Here is a 20,747-nt window from a genome sequence, read left to right as displayed (position 1 = left end):
CCTGTTAATCCTCACAAGCTCCCGGGTTGTTTCACTCTCTATTTGAAATGAGTTACTCAACCCAGCTCCTTCCGGTTAACCTGGAAAGAAAACCATGACCTAACCCGTCATAATTTCCTTTCCCTGTTAATCCTCACAAGCTCCCGGGTTGTTTCACTCTCTATTATTAATTAAACGCCCATTCGCCGTTGGACGAATTTCACAATTTCAACAATTACAATCATCATCAATGATGAACCAATAACAATTAACCATTGTAACAAGTTCAGGAATGAAACATGGAATATACCGTTCAATCCTGGCACAAAAATTGTAGCACTTAATAATAAGAAAGAAGCTAGAATTGACCAGTTAAAGAATTTATTTTTCCAAGTAGTTGCTGAGAAGATCGAACCACGAATTGACTTAGAGTTAAATGCATGGAACAACTGAATTAAGCCTAATGTTGCAAACGCCATAGTTAGCGCATCTGCATGAATTAATTCCGAACCAGCATGTGCCGGAAATGTAAGTGCCATTGTGTAAACAAACAAGGTAATAAAGCCTTCAAGTAGCCCTTGATAAATAATATTTCCAGCTACACCACCAGAAAGAAAGCTTGCTGCTTTTCCACGTGGCTTTTGTTTCATTACATTGTTTTCTGCAGGCTCTAATCCTAACGCAATTGCTGGGAACGTATCTGTAACAAGGTTTATCCACAAAATATGAACTGGAGCCAGGATCGCCCATCCCATCATTGTCATCACAAATAATGTTAGAACTTCACCTAGGTTAGCTGACAATAAATACTGAATTGCCTTCTGGATATTAGCAAAAACTTTTCTTCCCTCTTCAACTGCGATAACAATTGTTGAAAAGTTATCATCTGCCAGAATCATATCACTAGCACTCTTAGAAACCTCAGTACCTGTAATCCCCATAGCAACGCCAATATCAGCCTGTTTTAAAGAGGGAGCATCATTGACTCCATCACCTGTCATAGCAACAATTTTCCCCTTCTTCTGCCATGCATTCACAATTCGTACTTTATGTTCTGGTGCCACTCGAGCATAAACTGAGAATTGATCAACCTTTTTTGCAAATTCTGTTTCGTCCATCTGATCCAATTCTGCTCCAGTAATTACAGCAGTATCAATTTGTTCATCAGTAATCATTCCCAAACGTTTAGCAATTGCAGCAGCTGTATCTCGGTGATCACCCGTAATCATTAAGGAACGAATTCCGGCTTCCTGAGCCTCTTTAACAGCTTGAGCAACTTCTGGACGCTCAGGATCAATCATTCCAATCAAACCAGCAAATACTAGATCTTTTTCAACCTTGTCACTTTCAAGTTCGTTTGGAACCTCATTCAAGATTTGGTACGCAAATCCAAGAACTCGAATCGCCTGCGTAGCCAAATGGTGGTTAGTATCCTGAATTAAGTCAATTTCTGCATCTGTCATAGGCGATATTTGGCCATTAACATCGAATTTGGTTGTTCGTTTTAGTAGTTCGTCTGGCGCACCCTTAACTGTTAATAGGTATTTCCCATCACCTAATTCATTAACCGTGGACATTAACTTTCGTTCTGAATCAAACGGAACTTCTGCAACTCGCTTTAAACGATTAATAACATTATCAGAGCTATAATCATGATTATCATTAAACGCTATTAAAGCCGTTTCAGTTGGATCTCCAACTAAGTCTCCATCAATTTTTTTAGTATCATTATTTAGAATCATTAGATCAAATAACCGATGATCCTCCGCTAGTTCATCAGGCTTAACCTGACCCGCATCATTTAATTGATTATCGATGAACACCTTTTCAACTGTCATCTTATTTTGGGTTAGGGTACCAGTCTTATCCGACGCAATAATTTCTGTACTTCCAAGTGTTTCAACAGCTGGCAATTTGCGGATTATTGCATTTCTCTTCGCCATCCTTTGTGTTCCAAGTGCTAATGTAATCGTAACAATCGCCGGTAATCCTTCTGGAATAGCTGCAACGGCCAACGAAATAGCAGTTAAGAACATGTTAATTAGGGTTTCTTGCCCTCTTGCCAAACCAACCACAAAAACAATTACAGCAATTGCTAAAATTAAATAAGTTAGTGTTTTACTTAGTTTTGCTAAATTTGCTTGTAAAGGGGTCGTCGTTTCCTCTGCGTTGTTGATCAAATCAGCAATTCGTCCCACTTCAGTTTTCATACCGGTACCAGTTACAATACCTTCGCCACGCCCGAACGTCACGTTACTATTCATAAAGGCCATATTTTTACGATCACCAAGCGGCGGGTTATCTTCTGGAATTACATCAACAGACTTATTAACGGGCACCGATTCACCAGTCAAGGCTGCTTCTTCCATCTTTATTGATGCAGACTCAATTAAACGTAAATCAGCAGGTACGATATCTCCTGCTTCCAAAAGAACAACGTCTCCAGGCACCAAGTCTTCACTTTTAATAGTTTGAACTTTGCCATCTCTTTTCACATTTGCATGGGGAGCCGACAGTTCCTGAAGTGCATCTATCGCTTCCTCAGCCTTTGATTCCTGAAACACGCCAAATACTGCATTCAAAACAACAACCAATAAAATAATGATGGCATCAACACCTTCACCAACAAAAATTGAAATTACAGCTGCAACTAACAATACAATGATCATTAGGTCCTTAAACTGTGCAATGAATTTTTGGAGCATCGAGGTATTCCCTTTGGTCTCCAAAACATTCTTACCGTATTGCTTAACACGGTTTTCTGCCTCGTTCGTTGATAATCCCTGGTTTGTCGTCTTAAGCTCATCCATTACTTGCTTAGTCGGTTGTTGCCAAAAAGATTGCTTCAATATAAGATCCTCCATAAGTTTTCGGTTGTAACTTAGCGCTTAGCCCTAAAAATAAAAAAAGACTCATGTGCACGAGGTCAATTACCACGTGCACATGAGTCTCACTAAATTAAGATAATACCAGATTTATTCTTGCTGACGATATTATCACAGCTGAGCTGCAAGTTACTCCCTCATGTATGTTCTTATTATAACCATAAGTAAAAAAGAAAGCAAGCACATTATTTAAGCTAGATATTAGTATCAAATACTGTATATGGGAGAGATCTTTTATGCGCTGTCTTTGTGTACCATGCTTCAATTTTTTCAGCCGACTTTACATCAATATCTTTTCCTTCAAGGTAATTATCAATATCATCATACGTTACGCCTAATGCAACTTCATCTGGAAGTGCTGGACGATCATCTTCCAAATCGGCTGTTGGAACTTTCTCATATAGCTCAACTGGAGCGCCCAGCTCAGCTAACAAGGCCTTACCCTGCCTCTTGTCAAGCCTCCAAAGTGGCGTAATATCAGCGCCACCGTCGCCAAATTTTGTATAAAAACCTGTAACCGCCTCTGCCGCATGATCTGTTCCAATAACAACGCCGGCATTATTGCCTGCCACACCATATTGTGCAATCATTCGTTCTCTAGCTTTAATATTGCCCTTGTTAAAATCAGAAATTTCAATATCATTGCCTTGAAGTGCCTCGGTCATAGCATCGGCAGCCGGTTTAATGTCAACTCGATAGACCTGATCAGCCTTCATAAAATCGATAGCCTTCATTGCATCAGATTCATCTGCTTGAATACCATATGGCAACCGGACAGCAATAAATTGATAATGGTCGTCACCAGTTTCCTCACGTAATTCTTTAACCGCCATTTCTGACAACGCCCCAGCCAATGTTGAATCTTGTCCACCAGAAATACCTAGAACCAAACTATGCAAAAAAGAATGATTCTTGAGATAGCTCTTTAAAAAATCAACACTTCTACGAATCTCGACCTTAGGATCAATTTCAGGTTGAACTTTTAAAGCTGCGATAATTTCTTTTTGTAATTCACGCATTCTTTCAGGCCTCACTTAGTTAAATTTTAATTCACTCACATATTTACGCACATTTTGAATGATTTGCATTTTATGATCATAGCATTCTTGCGATAAATCCACTGGATAATCCTGTGGGTTCAAATCACGTTTATACTCATCCCACAGTGAATCTAAACCGTTCTTAGCGTATTCTTTAATCTCATCCAGCTTGGGCTGATTATAAACAAGCTTACCCTTTTCAAAAATGGTTTTTAACAACGGACGAGCTTCAAAATCAGTTACTGTTTTATTGATATAGGTATAATTTGGATGGAACATGTACAAAGAATCTTCTTCACGCGGATCTTCACTCCAAAGAGCAACATAATCTCCCTCTGACTTACCATCCGACTTGCGTGTAATTCGCCAGACTTGTTTTTTGCCAGGAGTTGAAACCTTCTCCGCATTATTAGACAACTTAATAGTATCAACCATTTTGCCGTCACGTTCGATAGAAACCATCTTGTATACGGCTCCCAAAGCTGGCTGGTCATAGGCAGTGATAAGCTTAGTTCCAACACCCCAAACTTCAATCTTGGCACCTTGCATTTTAAGGTTTTGGATGGTTTTTTCATCTAAATCATTGGACGCGTAAATTTTAGCATTAGGAAATCCCGCTTCATCTAGTTGCTCACGCACACGCTTCGATAGATATGCCATGTCACCACTATCAATTCTGACTCCCAAGAAATTAATCTTGTTCCCCATTTCTTTTGCAACCTTGATCGCATTGGGTACACCACTTTTTAGAGTGTCAAAAGTATCAACTAAAAATACACAATCATGATGCGTTGTGGCATATGCCTTAAATGCTTCATAGTCGTTCATATAGTACTGCACAAGTGAGTGGGCATGTGTACCACTAATTGGAATACCAAACTTTTTACCGGCGCGAACATTACTTGTAGCATCAAATCCGCCAATATAAGCAGCTCGTGTTCCCCAAAGAGCTGCATCAACTTCTTGCGCGCGACGAGTTCCAAACTCTAGCAATTTATCCGAACCAACAACGGACTTGATACGAGCCGCCTTAGTTGCGATTAAAGTTTGATAATTAATAACATTTAAAATAGCAGTTTCAACAATTTGACAATCCGCCAAAGGTCCTTCAATTTGCATTAATGGTTCGTTATTAAACACCAAGTCACCTTCTGCAAAGGAACGAATAGTTCCTTTAAACCTAAAATCACTAAGATAGTCAAGAAAGTCGTCTGGATAACCCTGCTCTCGCAAATACTCAATATCACTTTTAGTAAATTTTAAATTTTTAATATAATCAATAACTCGTTCTAACCCGGCAAAAACGGCATATCCGTTATCAAAAGGCATTTTACGAAAGAATACTTCAAAAACAGCATTTTTATTGTGAATCCCCTTTTCCCAATAGGTTTGAATCATATTAATTTGATATGCATCTGTGTGTAACGTTAAACTGTCATCGGCGTAGTTTTTCACCATGATGATTGTGCTCCTTAAGTTTTTAATGTTTAATTAGTAGTAACTAATTATATTTTATCATTAATAATATCACTCTTCATGTTTTAAAGGAGCAAATCATGACATTCAAGACCATTAACATCCTAAACGTGTCATTTATTAATACAAGTGCAACCTCTTTTTGGAAGCAACTAGAAACCGACATTAGTGCGCACAAAAACCGTTTTGTTGTCACAGCCAACCCTGAAATTGTGATGTACGCCCGTCGCAATCCCAAGTACCATACGATCTTGCAACAAGCAGATTATATTACTCCTGATGGAATCGGGATTGTGCGTGCTACACGTAAATTATCTTCTCCTATACCCGAACGAATTACCGGATATGAAACTTTTCTAGAACTTTTACGGTGGGGAAACGATCAGGGCAGTCGCGTGTATATTGTCGGTAGCAAGCCCGAAGTTATTACTAAAGTTGCTACAAAGATCAAAAGTGAATATCCCAACATTAATTTGGTCGGTTATCATGACGGTTACTTCAGTAATCCCAAACCAATCTTAAAAGCAATTCAGCGACAAAAACCTGATATGGTATTCGTCGCAACTGGCTTTCCAAAGCAAGAACAATTCATTGCAGAGTACCGCCATATTAACGACGGACTGTGGATGGGGATTGGTGGTAGCTTTGATGTCTTTTCAGGTACTGTTAAGCGAGCACCGCTATTTTGGCAAAACCACCATTTAGAATGGTTATACAGATTAATAACTGACCCTAAACGGTTAAAACGGCAACTAGTAATACCTCAATTTATGTGGCTAATGATGTGGCACCAACCAAAATAATGCATAAAAAAGCGAAAGCATTTTTTCGTTTTTTATGCATTATTTTTAACCATTTAGTCACAATCATTACAAAATTAAGCAAATGTTGTGACAGCATTGTTTATTACTCAACTAATTTTGGATGACTTTACAAAATTTTCTAACCTTACGAGCCGCAATTGGACAGGTTTCGCCATCAACAAACCGAATTTTTTTTAATTTTGTATCGTATGAACTAACATTGTCCACGTTTATCAAAAAACTTCGATGGCATCTGAATAAGGTTGAATATTGCTGCTCAATATCAGCAATATTGTCATAATATTCTTCTATGCGTTTTTTGGCATGCAATACAACCTTATGCGCCCTACTTGATGATTCAATATAATACACATCTTTAATATTAATGGAACGTTCAGTAGACCCAATGCGGTATTTAAATCTAACATCAGTCTTATTAAGCGTTTTTAAATATCTGGTATAGCAAACCCTGATATCTTCTTCTATGCGTGTTTTGACTTTATTGACACCTATATCTTTCATAATAAAGTCCAACGGTTCTACTTTTCTTTCGAAGGTTAAAATTGCCATCTCAGAATGGGTTGAAATAAAGATTATTTTAGCCATCGGGTCTAACTCCCGAATAATCACGGCACTCTCAAGTCCATTTTTAACACTCTGATCTAGTTGAATATCTAAGAAATAAACACCATTAACAACCTCATTATTTCTTAGGTACTCCGTAACCTTAGCTGAATCAGTTGATTCACTTACAACCGCCATATCAAAATCATTAATCATAATATGATTTTTAATTATGTTTGAATATGTGGCAAGTAACTCTGGATTATCCTCACAAATAAATATTGGTACCAAGTTGTTCTCCCGTCATTATTGATTTTGTATTGCCAATGTCGTTTCTAAATCACTATTATTAATTGCAAACGAAATCGTATAGTCATCATGCTTTTTTGCAATGCTTCGAACTGTTGCAAGACCATTTCCTCGTCCACTACCTTTGGTCGAAAAGCCCTTTTCTGTTAATTTTGTTAATCGAAAATTTGAATTAATAGGATTACGAATAATGACTTGGTTAGCCTCGGTACTACTAATAATACCAACTATTATCTGCGCCTTTTTGTGCCGCTGAGCCTCTTCAATAGCATTATCCATTAAAATACCTATCATCCGTGATAACTCAAAATCATACTTACCAAAATAAACAGGATGATCAACTTCCAAGGCGACATCAATGCCGTCCTCTTGCGCTTCTGACAACTTAATATAAAGCAAACTCTTAATTGGTTTATTTTGAATTAATTCCAAATTATTAAATTGACCCTTTTCAACTGCCAATGCCTGGTTTGATGCTTCCATTAATTCCGAATAGTATTGTTGTAATCCAACTAAATCTTTTTCTTCAATAAAGCTATTTAAAGTCAGTAAAATATTTTGATAATCATGTTTAAACCTTCGTATCTTTAGATAACTCTTTTCTAAGTGCTTTACATAATGTTCAAGGGTCGCTTGTTGTTCAACCTGATACTCAGTCTCCAAATTGTTTATGGCACTCTTAGCATAGAAAAACATGCTAACTCCCACAACTATTAACATAATTAAGGCTATTGCTACATATACACCAATCTCTGTTCCAAACCTTTGTTCGCTTTTTAGAAAACTTACTAAAAACAGCAACGTTCCAAATACAATCAAGGATAGTACCCATAAAATTCGTTGGAAATCTTGATGGCCTAGATTAGGAAAATGAATATTAATTTGCTTAATTCCCTGTCCAAATAGCGACATTATCATGGGAAGTGACACAGCTAAAACGGTCACGATAATCATTGCCGATTGTTCATTGGAATAATTATGGGTTAAATACATAATTCGTTCCACTAACATAATAATTAAGTTATCAATAATGTTCATTAATATGAAGCCGAATACAAATATATTTGAATAGTAAATCCAATTAGCTTTAAACGAAGCATTGGAAAGTACTTTCACTAAATTTAAAGTTTTAAGTTTGCTCGTCTTAAAAGTTAGATAGCTCACCGCAAATCCAATAAATCCAACAACGCAAACATCATCCCATAAGAATAAATTAGCACCAGATAATGTGGCAGCTACAAGTAACAATGGAATAATATTTTGTAACATGAAAATTTTTTTATCAAAACAGCCACCAAAAAGAACAATGCTAGATAACTCTACCAAGTTGATCAATAAAAAAGGAATTATATCAATACTAACCATCTAATATCGTCTCCATCATCAAAAATATACCAATTAAAGGTACACAGTCCATCAACACTGCTGTCCCCTACCAATGGTATATCAAGATTGTTCTTTGCACAAATCACGTTAAAACTCAGCTATGGCAATTACTTTTAAATTTTATGCAGCACCTGCACCAAACGATCAATACCGACAATAATCCAATATAATATCATACTATTTCTGATACCAAATTCACTAATAATATCACCCTTCATTAGTGAAATTACGCCCCCGTAAGTCATCAATAGTGTTAGTAACAATAAAGAACTTAAAACAATGCTCTTTAACCATTGATGGCTACTCATATACTTGTACAGCCATTCTCCAGCATCCAATAATAAATCGACTAACTTATAAAAATAATTATTAAGTTCCATAATCCCCCCACAAATTGGTATTATAGCCACATCCCAAATTATTCGCTAACTAAATTAATACATACCAATACGATAAACAAAATGATCACAATTAAGAAATGTCGAAACTCCATCCCACACATCTCACTTTCTTAAACACTTTTACAGTTTCTCACTCTTTTTATTTTAAAATTTACAAATGTCTCAAATGAATAAATCAATTTCCTAAACGTTACAAATTATCCACCATTTAAACGCCTAGGAATCCTCAACGTTTGTGTTAACTTGTAGAGTCTCCCATCGAAAATTGATCATTCCATAACACTCTTCTTGCAAATTATGGCATCCAAAACGGCATTGCCTGCACACTTTTTCACTATTCACAGTATCTACAGGATCTGCATACACAGTAGCTTGTGAAAAGATGCCGATTCCTAACCCAACAGCTGGTATTACTAAATATTTCATTTTCATACTCAAAACAATCCCTCCTACTTTCTCAATGCAGGTCTCATTATTGCGCATTGTTACTAGGAGAAACGGTTCACTCTTAAAACGTTAAAATCAAGTCGTTCTCGTATTTTGTTTTAGCTTAAAATCAAATTTAAGAATCCCCAACGTCACAGATTAGCTTCAACTAAATCAAAAAAAGAAGCTTAATTTTAAATTAAGCTTCTTAATACAAATATCCATTTAGTTCATTTAGCATTACAGCGTTTGTGCAATCAACCAAATATTTAAAATAATTAACACAATTGCTGAAATCCATGCACAAACTTTAACCCACGTTTTATTGGCAAAAGGTCCCATTATTTTTTTACTACTCGTGAAAATAATTAGCGGTACCATCGCAAATGGAAGAGCAACACTCAAGAACACCTGCGAAAACGTTAGCATTCCTTCAATCTTTTCTTCGTTTCCATGATAGTAGATCGCAAATGCTAAAACTGGGGTAATCGAGATTAATCGTGTTAATAGCCTTTGTGCCCACAATGGCATTCTCAAACGAATGAAACCTTCCATAATAATTTGTCCAGATAAAGTTCCCGTAATTGTTGAACTTTGACCTGATGCAAGCAAAGCAATCGCAAATAGCATACTTAGAATTGGACTTGCAATCGCACCAACAATCTTAGAATTACTAAGTGCATTGTACAAATCAACGAAACGTCCAAGTTCTGAGTTGGTTCCAAAGAACAAGGCCGCTCCTAAAATTAATAACAGACAGTTAACAACGAAAGCAACGGTTAACTGCAGGTTTGAATCTACAACGGTGTACCTTAACGCACTTCGTACACTCTTCTCATCATTTCGATCAAACTTTCTCGTTTGTGAAATCGATGATCCTAGGTATAAATTATGTGGCATAACTGTCGCACCTACAATACCTAAGCCAAGGTATAACATTGATTTATTGGTTACCAAATCTTGATGTGGCACAAATCCTGCAAATACCTGCGGCATATCTGGCTTTGATAAAACCACTTCATATAAGAATACAAACAGGATAACTGCAACCAGTGTCGCAACGATTGCTTCAATTTTTCGAAAGCCCAATCGCATCAATAACAATAGGAGTAAAACATCAAACGCGGTAATAATAATACCAACGATTAGTGGAAACCCGAATAATAACTCTAAAGCAATACCTGAACCAATAATTTCAGCAACATCTGTCGCCATAATAGCTAGTTCAGTAATTATAAATAGAATGATTCCACCAGTTTTTGAAGTTTTTTCCCGTGTTAATTGTGCTAAATCACGCCCAGTAACGATTCCTAAGCGCGCTGCCATAGCTTGTAACAGCATTGCTATCAAACTTGAAAGTAGGATAACAAAGATTAATTTGTACTTAAACTGTGCTCCACCAGAAATTGAAGTAATCCAGTTACCTGGATCCATATAACCGACTGAAACCAGAACTCCTGGTCCCAAGTACGCAAGAAACGTTTTTAACGGGCCTGCATTTTGGGGAACATCGATACTACCATTAATCTCATCTAAACTCTTATTTTGTCCATCGGTTTCAGCAACCATTCGACGTCGTATCTTATGTCCTTTTTCTTCCCTGCGTTTCTCTCTAATTCGTTCTTTTTCTCTTGCCAAACTAGTCCCTCTTTTCTATATTCTTTAATAAAAGTACATTATCGAACTACGATTACGGAAACATTTGCCCGTTTGGCGATTCTTAATCCCACTGCTCCCGGCACTCGATGACTTGCGTCAGCAGTATCAGAACCACACACTATCAAATCTGGTTTATACTTCGGAATTACTTGATCGAGGATGACATCATCAACATCACCCATGCCAACACTCATCCCTCGTACATTATCTGCTCCGGCTTTTCTAGCTACCTTTACATAATCTTCAACAGTACGGTTAACATCGTCTTCTTTTCGATCAACTTTGCCAGGAGTCATTGCATCAAAGATATTGACATCATCATCCTCTAAAACTGATACGATTCGCAACTCAATCTCATAATCCTTGGCCAAGGTCACAGCATATCTAAACGCATTAATTGATGAATTAGGATCATCAGCATCAATTGTAAGCAGTATTCTCTTAAAAGAAAGCGGTTCACTTAATCGTTCATTCTTCATTGGCACTAACCTCCTCTTAAAAATCGGTTGTTTTCTGTCACCTCAATGATATTAACACTTAATCGTCTAAACTACTAACAAATATTTAGAAAATTGTACATATTTTTAGGATTGCCTAATTTTGTTTTTTAGCTCTATATAGACGAAAGAGCAATTTAGATAAAAAAATCAATCCAATCATGCGTGAACTCTACACTCACACAACAATTAGACTGATTTATTCTTATTAACTATTTAATTACCTGTTAAGGTAAAATTCAAAACGATCACCAACATACTGAGTTCGAACGTATTCAAAAGGTTTCCCCTCTTGTGAATAAGATACTTGGTGTAAACGCAAAATTGCATCACCGCGTTTGATATTCAAGTATTCTGAAACACGTTCTGAAGCTAACATTGCAGAAACTGTTTGTTCTGCTCGACCAATCACTAATCCAGCTTTATCTTCAAGTGTTTTATAGAGAGAACGTGTTACCTCATCTTCACTGAAATTACGAACTAGTTTTTCCGGTAAAGTTGCTGTTTCGTAACAGATTGGTACTTCATCAGCATACCTAATTCGCTCCATTCGAACAACTAACTCGCCATCATCCAAATTCAACTTTTCCATTTCACTCAATGAAGGTGTTCCCGCATGATAAGTAATTGTCTTACTTGAAGGGTGCTTTCCCTGTGCCTCGGTCAAATCTGTAAAACTAGTAACGCCAGAAACCTTTTCTTGAACCTTCTGACTCGCAACATATGTTCCAGACCCAACTTTACGTTCCAGAATTCCTTCATCAACAAGGGTTGAAATAGCTTGACGCAATGTCATCCTACTTACATTGAAGTTTTCAGACAAATCACGTTCAGCAGGAATACGATCCCCTACCTTCCATTTACCAGCTTCAATGGCCTTCTTTATATCATTATGAATTTGAATATATACTGGTGAGCCCATGTTGTACTTCTCCTTAATTACTACTATCTACTTAGATTCATTAACAAACTTACGGCCATAACTGTAAGTATCTAATTTCTTTAAATTAGCATCGAAAACATTAATATCAGCATCTTTGCCAACTTCTAATGTACCTTTTTGTTCCAAGCCAAATTCACGAGCCTGGTTTACAGAACTCATTTGAACAACCTCTTCTATACCACAACCAAAGAAACGCATTGCATTACGGAAAGCATCGTCAAAGGCTAACACAGAGCCTGCCAACGTACCATCTTCAAGACGAGCCTGCTTATCCTTAACGTACACAGTCTGACCGCCTAATTCACTAGTTCCTTCGGCAACACCCTTAGCACGCATTGAGTCAGTAACCAAATCAATGCGTTCTGGTCCCTTGATTTCGTATGCTAACTTCAACATATCTGGAACAATGTGGAAACCATCCACAATTAATTCAGCGTAAATGTTATCTTCAAGCATTGCATGTCCCGTAACACCTGGTTCGCGGTGCTTAAATTCACGCTGTGCATTATATAAATGAGTTGTATGTGTAACCTTACTGTTCAATAATTGAGCACGAGTAGCATCACTGTGTCCCACAGATGGAACAATATTATGGGCCAAACAGTAAGCTTCAAACTCGTCTGCGCCTTCATGTTCTGGAGCAATCGTAATTAATCGAACTCGGTTCCCTGATAACTCATTCCAACGCGCTAATAGATCCACATTAGGATCCTTAATGTATTCTTCAGGTTGAGCCCCTTTGTATTTAGTTGAAATAAAAGGTCCCTCCAAATGAACACCTTGGATCACTGGGTTACGTTCAGCGGCAGCAGCAACACCACGCATTGCTTTTTCGATATTCTCATTTGATTGTGTCATTGTTGTACAGAAAATACTTGTAACACCTTCATTTAAAACAACGTCGTTTACCATTTCATTGATTTGGTCGGCATCACCATCCATTGCATCAAATCCGTATCCACCGTGTGTATGTACATCAATAAATCCGGGTACAATGATTTGTTCTCCAACAAAATGAATGTCGTCTTCTGGTTGAGCTTTGTATTCACTCATTGGTCCAACTGCTTCAATTGTTTTACCAAATCGAATATAACCATCTTCGATTTTTTCCAAACCAGTGTAAATCGTTGCATGTCGTAAAACTGTGCTCATGAATATTTCCTCCTAAAATTTAAAATCTATCTTTATTGTATATCGGTATAGACCAAAAATCAAGAAATCTATTCCCTTAACTCTTTTGCAATTGTTGCATCAATTCCCTTTACAACTGCAGTTGAAAGTCCGGCTTCTTCCATCGCCAATAAACCTGCAACTGTCGTTCCACCAGGGGACGAAACCTTATCAATCAAACCATAGGGAATATCCTCAGATTCTTGAACCATCTTGGCACTACCTGCAACCACCTGTGCAGCAATTTTTGTCGCAGTTTCCTTTGTGAAGCCATATTTAACCCCTGCACGAGACAATGCATCAATAAATAGGTATACATAAGCTGGAGAACTTCCTGCAAGAGCTGAAAATGCCGGAAAATCATCCTCGCTAATTTCAATTGAACTACCAATTTTTTCAAAGATTTCCACCCCAGCTGCATATGGTGCTGTGTCTAAGTTTTGATCTGAAACAACTGCAGTCATTCCCGCTCCAATTTCAACGTTAACATTTGGCATAGTCCTTAAAACCGGTTGATCTTGCCCAAGTACCATTTTCATATCATTGACGCTTAATCCTGAGACAAGCGACACTAACAATTTTGTTTGGTCCATCTTGTCCTTAATCTCATCTAAAACTATTAGTGCAATGTTAGGCTTAACGGCAAGTACAACAATGTCCGATTGATCAACAAGATCTAAATTATTATCAACTGGAACTAAGTCGAGTTCTTTTGCAAAGGACTCGTAGTTTGATTTATGGGCACTATGAACTAAAATGTCTGATCCATTGTAGCCATTTTCCACCATCCCCTTGATAATTGCTTGTGCCATATTTCCAACGCCAACAAAACCAATTTTCATTCAATCCACCTCATTATTCTTTAAACTTGTGTATATTATTTTAGTCTAATTCTTACAAATTCCAAAGTATTTTAATACGGTTTAACCCAAATAAAAAATATAAAGATAATCAATTATAAACTATTGTTTATGGAGTATACTAACGGTATACAGAATGACGTACTTTGGAGGGCTTTAATATGACTAATTCAAAACCTGGCAACAAAACACGAACCATTATTGTATTAGGAATGTTTTCTTTTCTAACAAGCCTTGCTGGCTCCAGTGTTAACTTGGGACTTCCTCAAATTTCGTCCCAACTTGGCATTTCAAGTGGCCTCTCAACTTGGATCGTGCAATCAGGACTAATTGGAACCACAATTTTGCTTGTACTATTTGGCCATTTAGGGGATTTACTTTCGAAAGAATATATTTTTATTAACGGTGGGTTACTTTTTATTATTGGTTCCGCCATTAACGGGGTTGCACTATCTTTCTGGGTATTAATCGTTGGAAGAATCGTGCAATCAATTGGTAGTGCAATGATTATGGCAAATTCAATGGGAATTGTCTCTGAAACATTTGATGATCATTCGCGTGCTGAAGCATTATCCCTAATTTCCGTATTTGTTTCAGTCGGTTCTATCTCAGGTCCTGCAATTGGCGGATTAATTCTATCAATTGCATCATGGCGTTGGATTTTTCTAATCAATGTTCCAGTTGGTTTAATTATTTTATTATTCGGTTGTCGAGCACTTCCGATCCCCAAAGAAACATGGAATGAAGTACGCTCTAAACTACGCGGTGCAAACTGGAAGGGTCAAAATTTATTTACATTAGGTATCATTATTTTCTTCTTAAGCAGTCCATTTTTTACGAGTACTAATCGCAACTTCGCACTTGGTACAGCATTTTTAGTTGTGGGCATTATTATCACTGTTTATTCTTTCATACAAGATGACCATGCCAAGAATCCATGGATTTCACCATCCGTCCTTCGTAATTCTGCTTTTATGGTATCGGTAAGTGCACTATTTTTAGTAATGGCTGTCAATGCCGTTTCAAATATCCTACTACCATTTTATCTTCAGAGCTTTGGACGCATGACTGCTTTTGAAAGTGGCATGCTTATGATGCTACAATCTGTTATTATGCTAATGGCTTCTCCAATTTCCGGATACTTTGCAGATCGTGTTAATCGAAATGTTTTAACTATGGCAGGTTTAATTGTCCTAGTTATTTCGCAAATCGGCTACATGATGTACCCTGTCACGATGAACCTTACATTGATTATTATCCCAATCGTTATAAACGGAATTGGGATGGCACTATTCCTATCACCAAATAATGCGATTACCATGGGAACCGTTGATGCTAGTCTATCTGGAATTGCTGGCTCGTTTAATTCTTTCGCAAGAACGCTTGGAATGACAATCGGAATCAGTATGGGATCTGCTATGTTATTTGCCCAGTTACCTGGCGTAACACGCGTATCTCCATCACTCGGCGCCCATTTTGTCCACGCATTTTCCAACGTATTTCTTGCAGCAACCTTTGTATCCCTAATTGCTTTCATTATTGTTTGGCTTCGCTTTAATGCTGGACGTAAAGAATCAAGAGTTAAGGGCACAACAAACTAAATAATAACTATATATTTGAAGAGTTAACCTCTGGGTCCTTGGAACAAAAATAAGCACCAATCAAAATCTTTTTCGATTTTTGATTGGTGCTTATTTTTTATTTTTTTTAGATAAAATAAATTTCTGAATTTAACACAATAAAAACGTCAAAGCGCCATTCTCTGTTGCCAGTTCCTACGCGGCGCTCTTCGCCCGTAGGAATGGACAGCGTATGAGTATCTGGTTTTGTGCAACAAAACCTACCTTACTTCACGAGCTAGCGCCAGTTCCTATGCGGCGCTCTTCGCCCATAGGAATGGACAGCGTATGAGTGCAACAAAACTTACCTTACTTTACGAGCTAGTGCCAGTTCCTACGCGGCGCTCTTCGCCCATAGGAATGGACAGCGTTATGAGTATCTTGGTTTGGTGCAACAAAACCAACCATACTAGACGAGCTAGCGCCAGTTCCTATGCGGCGCTCTTCGCCCGTAGGAATGGACAGCGTACGAGTATCTGGTTTGGTGCAACAAAACCTACCTTGCTTCACGAGCTAGTAATTCTCATAAGCTATTCGGGTTGTTTCACTTTCTATCTGAAATGAGTTACTCAACCCAGCTTCTTCCGGTTAGCCAAGAACAGCGCCTTGACCTAACCCGTCAAAGCGCTGTTCTCTGCTAATCCTCATAAGCTCCCCGGGTTGTTTCACTCTCTGTCTGAAATGAGCTACTCAAGACAACCTCCTCCGTTTAGCCCAGCCCATCATCATGACCTAACCCGTCATAATGCTGGACTCTGCTAATACTCGGTGGTTAACCGCCTTGTTTCGCTCTCTGTTTTTAACGCACCGATGCCGCAAACAATGAGCGCGTTGCCTTCCAAATCCTCTGGGCTGTGTCACCATTATTCATCGTATAAAGGTGAATTCCATCGACACCCTGTGCAACTAAATCTACAATTTGATCAATTGCATAAGCAATTCCTGCGTCCCTTGTTGCTTCCACGTTACCATCATAATGTTCCATCATTGCCAAATGTTTTTGAGACACCGGAATTCCAGCCATTTTGGCCATATTTAAAACCTGCTTTTTATTCAAACATGGCATAATACCAGCTTCAATTGGTACATTAATTCCAGCTAAATCTGTTTTCTCACGAAATTCGTAAAAACACTGATTATCAAAGAACGCTTGTGTAATTAAGTGATCTACTCCAGCATCAACTTTAACCTTCAAATTACGAATATCATTAACAGAATTGGCAGCCTCTTGATGGGTTTCCGGATAACAAGCACCAGCGATTTCAAATCCACCACGTTGATTAATATAAGCAACTAAATCTGAAGCGTATTTAAAATCACCTACTGGTTTTAATCCTTCAATCTGATCCCCTCTCAAAGCTAAAATGTTCGTAATTCCTTGGCCTTCTAGTTCGTCAAGCAATTCATCAACGTCAGCCTTAGTTCGATAAAGTCCCGGAACATGCGCTACAGCCGGTACATCAAAGTGGTTTTGAATTTCACTAGCAACTCCAACTGTTCCACCACGGTTTGTTGATCCACCTGCTCCCAACGTAACTGAAATAAAATCAGGCTCAATTCCTTTTAATTCCGATAATGCTTGATGCAACTTCAATGAACCTTTTTCTGTTTTAGGTGGGAAAACTTCAATTGAAAATACTGTTTTATGTTTAAATACTTCCACTAGTTTCATGAAGACTGCTCCTTACCCTTTTAGTAGCTTCAACCAAATTCTTAAGACTATCAAACGTTTCTTTTTCACCACGAGTTTTTAACCCACAATCTGGGTTTACCCATAAACTTTTAATCGGTAATTTTGTTAAAAAGCCTTCAATTATTTTTTGAATTTCTTCCACAGAGGGCACACGAGGAGAATGAATATCATAAACACCAGGCCCTACTTCAGTTTCAAAATGCGCTTGAACCAATTGATCTATCAACACTAAATCAGCCCGAGATGCTTCAAATGAGATCACATCCGCATCCATATCGTCAATTGCCTGAATAATATCGCCAAATTCGCTGTAACACATATGAGTATGAATCTGAGTGGTTGGTTGAACAGAACTGTGAACTAATCTAAACGCTGGAATAGCCCAATCTAAGTATTCTTTGAACCAATCCGTTTTACGCAATGGTAGTTTTTCACGTAAAGCCGCCTCATCAATTTGAATAATTTTAATACCATGTTCCTCTAGATCCAAAACCTCATCCTGGATAGCAAGTGCAATCTGCGTAACTGATTCTTTAGGTTGAATGTCTTCACGAGGAAATGACCAATTAAAAATTGTCACAGGTCCCGTCAACATTCCCTTCATAACCTTATCTGTTAAGCTTTGTGCATAAACAGAAGCGTCGACAGTAATCGGTGCATTGCGACTTACATCACCCCAGATGATTGGTGGTTTAACTCCTCGCGTTCCGTATGATTGTACCCAACCGTTTTTAGTGAATACAAATCCATCAAGTTTTTCGCCAAAGTACTCAACCATGTCGTTTCGTTCGTATTCACCGTGCACTAACACGTCCAGCCCAATATCTTCTTGGAATTCCACAATTCTTTTAATTTTGTCCTTATTAAACTGATCGTATTCTTCACGTGAAATTTCGTTTCGTCGGAACTTTGCCCGGTTTTGTCGAACATCCCTAGTTTGTGGAAACGATCCGATTGTCGTTGTTGGCAACACCGGTAAGTTGAACTCTGCTTTTTGGATCTTCTCTCTTTCGTTTCGTCCAGGTTCCCTCACATAATCACTTGCAGTTAAACTTGCCACTCTCGTTCTCACTTTCTCGCTTTCTGGATGTCTAATGTTCTTAAATAAAGCAGTATTTTTATTTAATACTTCTTGCCCATTTCCTTCGAGAATTAAGTTCAGGTCATGTAATTCATCTAACTTTTCTACGGCAAATGCTAAATGTTGCTGCACATCTGGTGGCAATTGTGTTTCTGAAGCAGCTGTAAATGGTACATGTAATAAAGAGCTTGAACTACTCAAAATAACATTCTTAACACCTAAAGATTTTAACGTTTTAACTGACGATTGATAACTATTGCGCCAAATGTTTCTTCCGTTAATAATTCCAGCAAATAATACTTTTTGATCATCAAATCCGTTTTCTTGAATAAGTTCAACGTTGTGTGAAGTGGCTACTAAATCCAAGCCAATACCATCAAAGTCTAATTTTTGAGTATCTTCATAAACGTCTCGAATGTCACCAAAGTAAGTTTGCAATAGCACCTTAAGTTGTCCTTTTTGTGATAGTAAACTCGTGTACAATTGATTGAACAACTGTCTATCTTCCACATTTACATCAAAACAAAGTGCTGGTTCGTCAATTTGAATCCACCCCACTTCCAACTCTGAGACTTTGTTCAAAATTTCAGCATACGCGTTCACAACGTCTTCTAAAAAATCGGGAGCCTTTTTGCTTCCTGAAAATCTACTTAATTTCAGAAGGGTGTATGGCCCTATAATCACTGCTTTAGGGTTATTAACACCCGCTACTTTTGCTTCTTTTATTTCATCAAACAACTTAGTTCCAACCAATTTAACATCAGTGTGATCGTCCCAATCAGGAACTAAATAGTGATAATTTGTATTGAACCACTTCTTCATTGGTAATGCTTTAACTGAACGTTTTTCATCCTGAAAACCACGTCCCAACGCAAAATACTCGTCGAGCGTTGATAACTCTAATTGACGAAAACGCTTCGGCACAATGTTCAAGGCAAAAAAAGTATCAAGGAATCCGTCAAAAAAAGAAAAATCGCCAACTGGAATCAGATCAATTTCAGCCTGTTGTTGCAACTTCCAATGTTTCAAACGTATATCGCGTGCTGTTTGTAATAATTCAGACTGTGTAATTTCATGTTTCCAATATTTTTCAGTTGCAAATTTTAATTCTCGCTTTTCACCAATTCGTGGAAATCCAATAATAGTTGTTGTCATAAAACTCTCCTCCAGTAATTTATTTGTGCAAATAAAAAAGGTGGCCGCAACCCCTCACCATTACGGCAAGGGCACTTATGCGGTACCACCTTGTACTCGAAGCTAATCATCACACGCTTCCTCAATCAGTCTATATAAACTGTTGCAGTGTAACGTCTGCTTACGGTAACCTAGCTTGCACCGGTTACACGCTCCGAGCTCATCTTCACCATTCTCCGTAATGCTTCCTTTCACCAACTAGAAGTTCTCTGCGTTTACCTTGAATAGTTACTCTTCTCATCAACACGATTAAATTAGATATTAATGAGAGTATAGCTCATATTTATTTAATGTCAAGGGAATTTTCAAATGTAATTAACATTGTATTTTATTTAACACCTAAAAAAATCATCATAAAAAACAGGTTAAATATTAACAACTGCCATAGCAGCCTAAACATGTTACTACCAGTGATTCCGATTCTTTTACGCTTCAATCGATCACCAATTAAAATCATTGCAACGAGCGCCGTGATCCAAAGAGCAATTTTTAAAGGAACAAGATACGAAACAATCGCAACAACGATTAACGCTTTCTCCCAGAAATTAAATTCATTGATGTTAAATGACCAAAAGGACGTTGTTAAATCATTACTAGGGTTGCCTCGCCTTGTGATAAGAATAAAAAAGAGCGTTGCAATCGGAATGGTTAAGGCAAATAAAATCAATTCAAAATTGAAATGGGATGCATTAATTAATAGCAACAATCCAATATTTAAAGCCCATAGCGCACTATAAACCACAATTCGTAAAGCATTCATGT

At 37.7% G+C, this 20,747-nt stretch carries 16 protein-coding genes; 2 read left to right on the top strand and 14 right to left on the bottom strand.

Going from position 1 to position 20,747, the window contains the following annotated elements; genetic code table 11:
- Positions 1–170 precede the first annotated feature (170 nt).
- The 3 genes from PECL_RS01530 to PECL_RS01520 all read right to left on the bottom strand — a co-directional run bounded on the left by PECL_RS01530 (position 171) and on the right by PECL_RS01520 (position 5,362).
- Positions 171–2,843 carry a calcium-translocating P-type ATPase, PMCA-type gene (locus PECL_RS01530; protein WP_014214830.1) on the bottom strand — a complete coding sequence of 891 codons (2,673 nt, stop codon included), beginning with the start codon at positions 2,841–2,843 and terminating at the stop codon, positions 171–173.
- 215 nt (positions 2,844–3,058) lie between these two features.
- Complete coding sequence (gene nadE, locus PECL_RS01525; protein WP_014214829.1) at positions 3,059–3,883, bottom strand: ammonia-dependent NAD(+) synthetase; 825 nt, start codon at positions 3,881–3,883, stop codon at positions 3,059–3,061.
- Between the two features lie 15 nt (positions 3,884–3,898).
- On the bottom strand, positions 3,899–5,362 hold the full coding sequence (locus tag PECL_RS01520) for a nicotinate phosphoribosyltransferase (protein WP_014214828.1): 1,464 nt from the start codon (positions 5,360–5,362) through the stop codon (positions 3,899–3,901).
- 98 nt (positions 5,363–5,460) lie between these two features.
- Between PECL_RS01520 and PECL_RS01515 the strand changes: the two genes are divergently transcribed.
- The gene (locus PECL_RS01515; protein ID WP_014214827.1) at positions 5,461–6,183 is read left to right on the top strand and encodes a WecB/TagA/CpsF family glycosyltransferase; all 723 of its coding nucleotides are present in this window, start codon (positions 5,461–5,463) and stop codon (positions 6,181–6,183) included.
- Between the two features lie 111 nt (positions 6,184–6,294).
- Here PECL_RS01515 and PECL_RS01510 read toward each other — a convergent pair whose 3' ends face one another.
- From PECL_RS01510 to proC, 8 genes are all read right to left on the bottom strand, one after another.
- Positions 6,295–7,038: a LytR/AlgR family response regulator transcription factor gene (locus PECL_RS01510; RefSeq protein ID WP_014214826.1), complete on the bottom strand. Its 744-nt coding sequence runs from the start codon at positions 7,036–7,038 to the stop codon at positions 6,295–6,297.
- Between the two features lie 15 nt (positions 7,039–7,053).
- Positions 7,054–8,421 carry a sensor histidine kinase gene (locus PECL_RS09695; protein WP_050899552.1) on the bottom strand — a complete coding sequence of 456 codons (1,368 nt, stop codon included), beginning with the start codon at positions 8,419–8,421 and terminating at the stop codon, positions 7,054–7,056.
- Positions 8,422–8,555: 134 nt separating this feature from the next.
- Positions 8,556–8,822: a hypothetical protein gene (locus tag PECL_RS01500; RefSeq protein ID WP_014214824.1), complete on the bottom strand. Its 267-nt coding sequence runs from the start codon at positions 8,820–8,822 to the stop codon at positions 8,556–8,558.
- Positions 8,823–9,509: 687 nt separating this feature from the next.
- Positions 9,510–10,838, bottom strand: a complete 1,329-nt coding sequence (locus PECL_RS01490; protein WP_050899606.1) for an Nramp family divalent metal transporter — start codon at positions 10,836–10,838, stop codon at positions 9,510–9,512.
- A 107-nt stretch (positions 10,839–10,945) separates the two neighbouring features.
- Complete coding sequence (locus tag PECL_RS01485) at positions 10,946–11,407, bottom strand: universal stress protein (protein ID WP_014214822.1); 462 nt, start codon at positions 11,405–11,407, stop codon at positions 10,946–10,948.
- A 238-nt stretch (positions 11,408–11,645) separates the two neighbouring features.
- Complete coding sequence (locus PECL_RS01480; protein ID WP_014214821.1) at positions 11,646–12,347, bottom strand: GntR family transcriptional regulator; 702 nt, start codon at positions 12,345–12,347, stop codon at positions 11,646–11,648.
- A 27-nt stretch (positions 12,348–12,374) separates the two neighbouring features.
- Complete coding sequence (gene nagA / locus PECL_RS01475) at positions 12,375–13,520, bottom strand: N-acetylglucosamine-6-phosphate deacetylase (protein ID WP_014214820.1); 1,146 nt, start codon at positions 13,518–13,520, stop codon at positions 12,375–12,377.
- A 68-nt stretch (positions 13,521–13,588) separates the two neighbouring features.
- Entirely contained in the window at positions 13,589–14,380 is a 792-nt protein-coding gene (gene proC, locus PECL_RS01470) for a pyrroline-5-carboxylate reductase (RefSeq protein WP_014214819.1), read from the bottom strand.
- A gap of 179 nt (positions 14,381–14,559) precedes the next feature.
- On the opposite strand from proC, the gene PECL_RS01465 reads away from it, so the two are divergent.
- Positions 14,560–15,999 (top strand): MFS transporter, encoded by a 1,440-nt coding sequence (locus PECL_RS01465; protein WP_014214818.1) that lies wholly within the window; start codon positions 14,560–14,562, stop codon positions 15,997–15,999.
- Between the two features lie 817 nt (positions 16,000–16,816).
- Here the strand turns inward: PECL_RS01465 and metF are convergent.
- The 3 genes from metF to PECL_RS01450 all read right to left on the bottom strand — a co-directional run bounded on the left by metF (position 16,817) and on the right by PECL_RS01450 (position 20,745).
- Entirely contained in the window at positions 16,817–17,689 is an 873-nt protein-coding gene (gene metF / locus PECL_RS01460) for a methylenetetrahydrofolate reductase [NAD(P)H] (protein ID WP_014214817.1), read from the bottom strand.
- Positions 17,667–19,946 carry a 5-methyltetrahydropteroyltriglutamate--homocysteine S-methyltransferase gene (metE, locus tag PECL_RS01455; RefSeq protein WP_014214816.1) on the bottom strand — a complete coding sequence of 760 codons (2,280 nt, stop codon included), beginning with the start codon at positions 19,944–19,946 and terminating at the stop codon, positions 17,667–17,669. Before metE ends, metF begins: the two co-directional genes overlap by 23 nt.
- Before the next feature lie 367 nt (positions 19,947–20,313).
- Positions 20,314–20,745: a hypothetical protein gene (locus PECL_RS01450; RefSeq protein ID WP_014214815.1), complete on the bottom strand. Its 432-nt coding sequence runs from the start codon at positions 20,743–20,745 to the stop codon at positions 20,314–20,316.
- Positions 20,746–20,747 lie beyond the last annotated feature (2 nt).

The sequence above is a fragment of the Pediococcus claussenii ATCC BAA-344 genome (assembly GCF_000237995.1).
In the GTDB taxonomy this organism is placed as follows: Bacteria; Bacillota; Bacilli; order Lactobacillales; family Lactobacillaceae; genus Pediococcus; species Pediococcus claussenii.
This window is presented reverse-complemented; position numbering and strand designations above follow the sequence as displayed.

What these genes read in the sequence shown, in the direction of transcription:
- PECL_RS01530 (WP_014214830.1), bottom strand. Translation starts at nt 2,843, where the DNA reads ATGGAGGATCTTATATTGAAGCAATCTTTTTGGCAACAACCGACTAAG.
- nadE (WP_014214829.1), bottom strand. Translation starts at nt 3,883, where the DNA reads ATGCGTGAATTACAAAAAGAAATTATCGCAGCTTTAAAAGTTCAACCT.
- PECL_RS01520 (WP_014214828.1), bottom strand. Translation starts at nt 5,362, where the DNA reads ATGGTGAAAAACTACGCCGATGACAGTTTAACGTTACACACAGATGCA.
- PECL_RS01515 (WP_014214827.1), top strand. Translation starts at nt 5,461, where the DNA reads ATGACATTCAAGACCATTAACATCCTAAACGTGTCATTTATTAATACA.
- PECL_RS09695 (WP_050899552.1), bottom strand. Translation starts at nt 8,421, where the DNA reads ATGGTTAGTATTGATATAATTCCTTTTTTATTGATCAACTTGGTAGAG.
- PECL_RS01500 (WP_014214824.1), bottom strand. Translation starts at nt 8,822, where the DNA reads ATGGAACTTAATAATTATTTTTATAAGTTAGTCGATTTATTATTGGAT.
- PECL_RS01490 (WP_050899606.1), bottom strand. Translation starts at nt 10,838, where the DNA reads ATGGTTGCTGAAACCGATGGACAAAATAAGAGTTTAGATGAGATTAAT.
- PECL_RS01485 (WP_014214822.1), bottom strand. Translation starts at nt 11,407, where the DNA reads ATGAAGAATGAACGATTAAGTGAACCGCTTTCTTTTAAGAGAATACTG.
- PECL_RS01480 (WP_014214821.1), bottom strand. Translation starts at nt 12,347, where the DNA reads ATGGGCTCACCAGTATATATTCAAATTCATAATGATATAAAGAAGGCC.
- nagA (WP_014214820.1), bottom strand. Translation starts at nt 13,520, where the DNA reads ATGAGCACAGTTTTACGACATGCAACGATTTACACTGGTTTGGAAAAA.
- proC (WP_014214819.1), bottom strand. Translation starts at nt 14,380, where the DNA reads ATGAAAATTGGTTTTGTTGGCGTTGGAAATATGGCACAAGCAATTATC.
- PECL_RS01465 (WP_014214818.1), top strand. Translation starts at nt 14,560, where the DNA reads ATGACTAATTCAAAACCTGGCAACAAAACACGAACCATTATTGTATTA.
- metF (WP_014214817.1), bottom strand. Translation starts at nt 17,689, where the DNA reads ATGAAACTAGTGGAAGTATTTAAACATAAAACAGTATTTTCAATTGAA.
- metE (WP_014214816.1), bottom strand. Translation starts at nt 19,946, where the DNA reads ATGACAACAACTATTATTGGATTTCCACGAATTGGTGAAAAGCGAGAA.
- PECL_RS01450 (WP_014214815.1), bottom strand. Translation starts at nt 20,745, where the DNA reads ATGAATGCTTTACGAATTGTGGTTTATAGTGCGCTATGGGCTTTAAAT.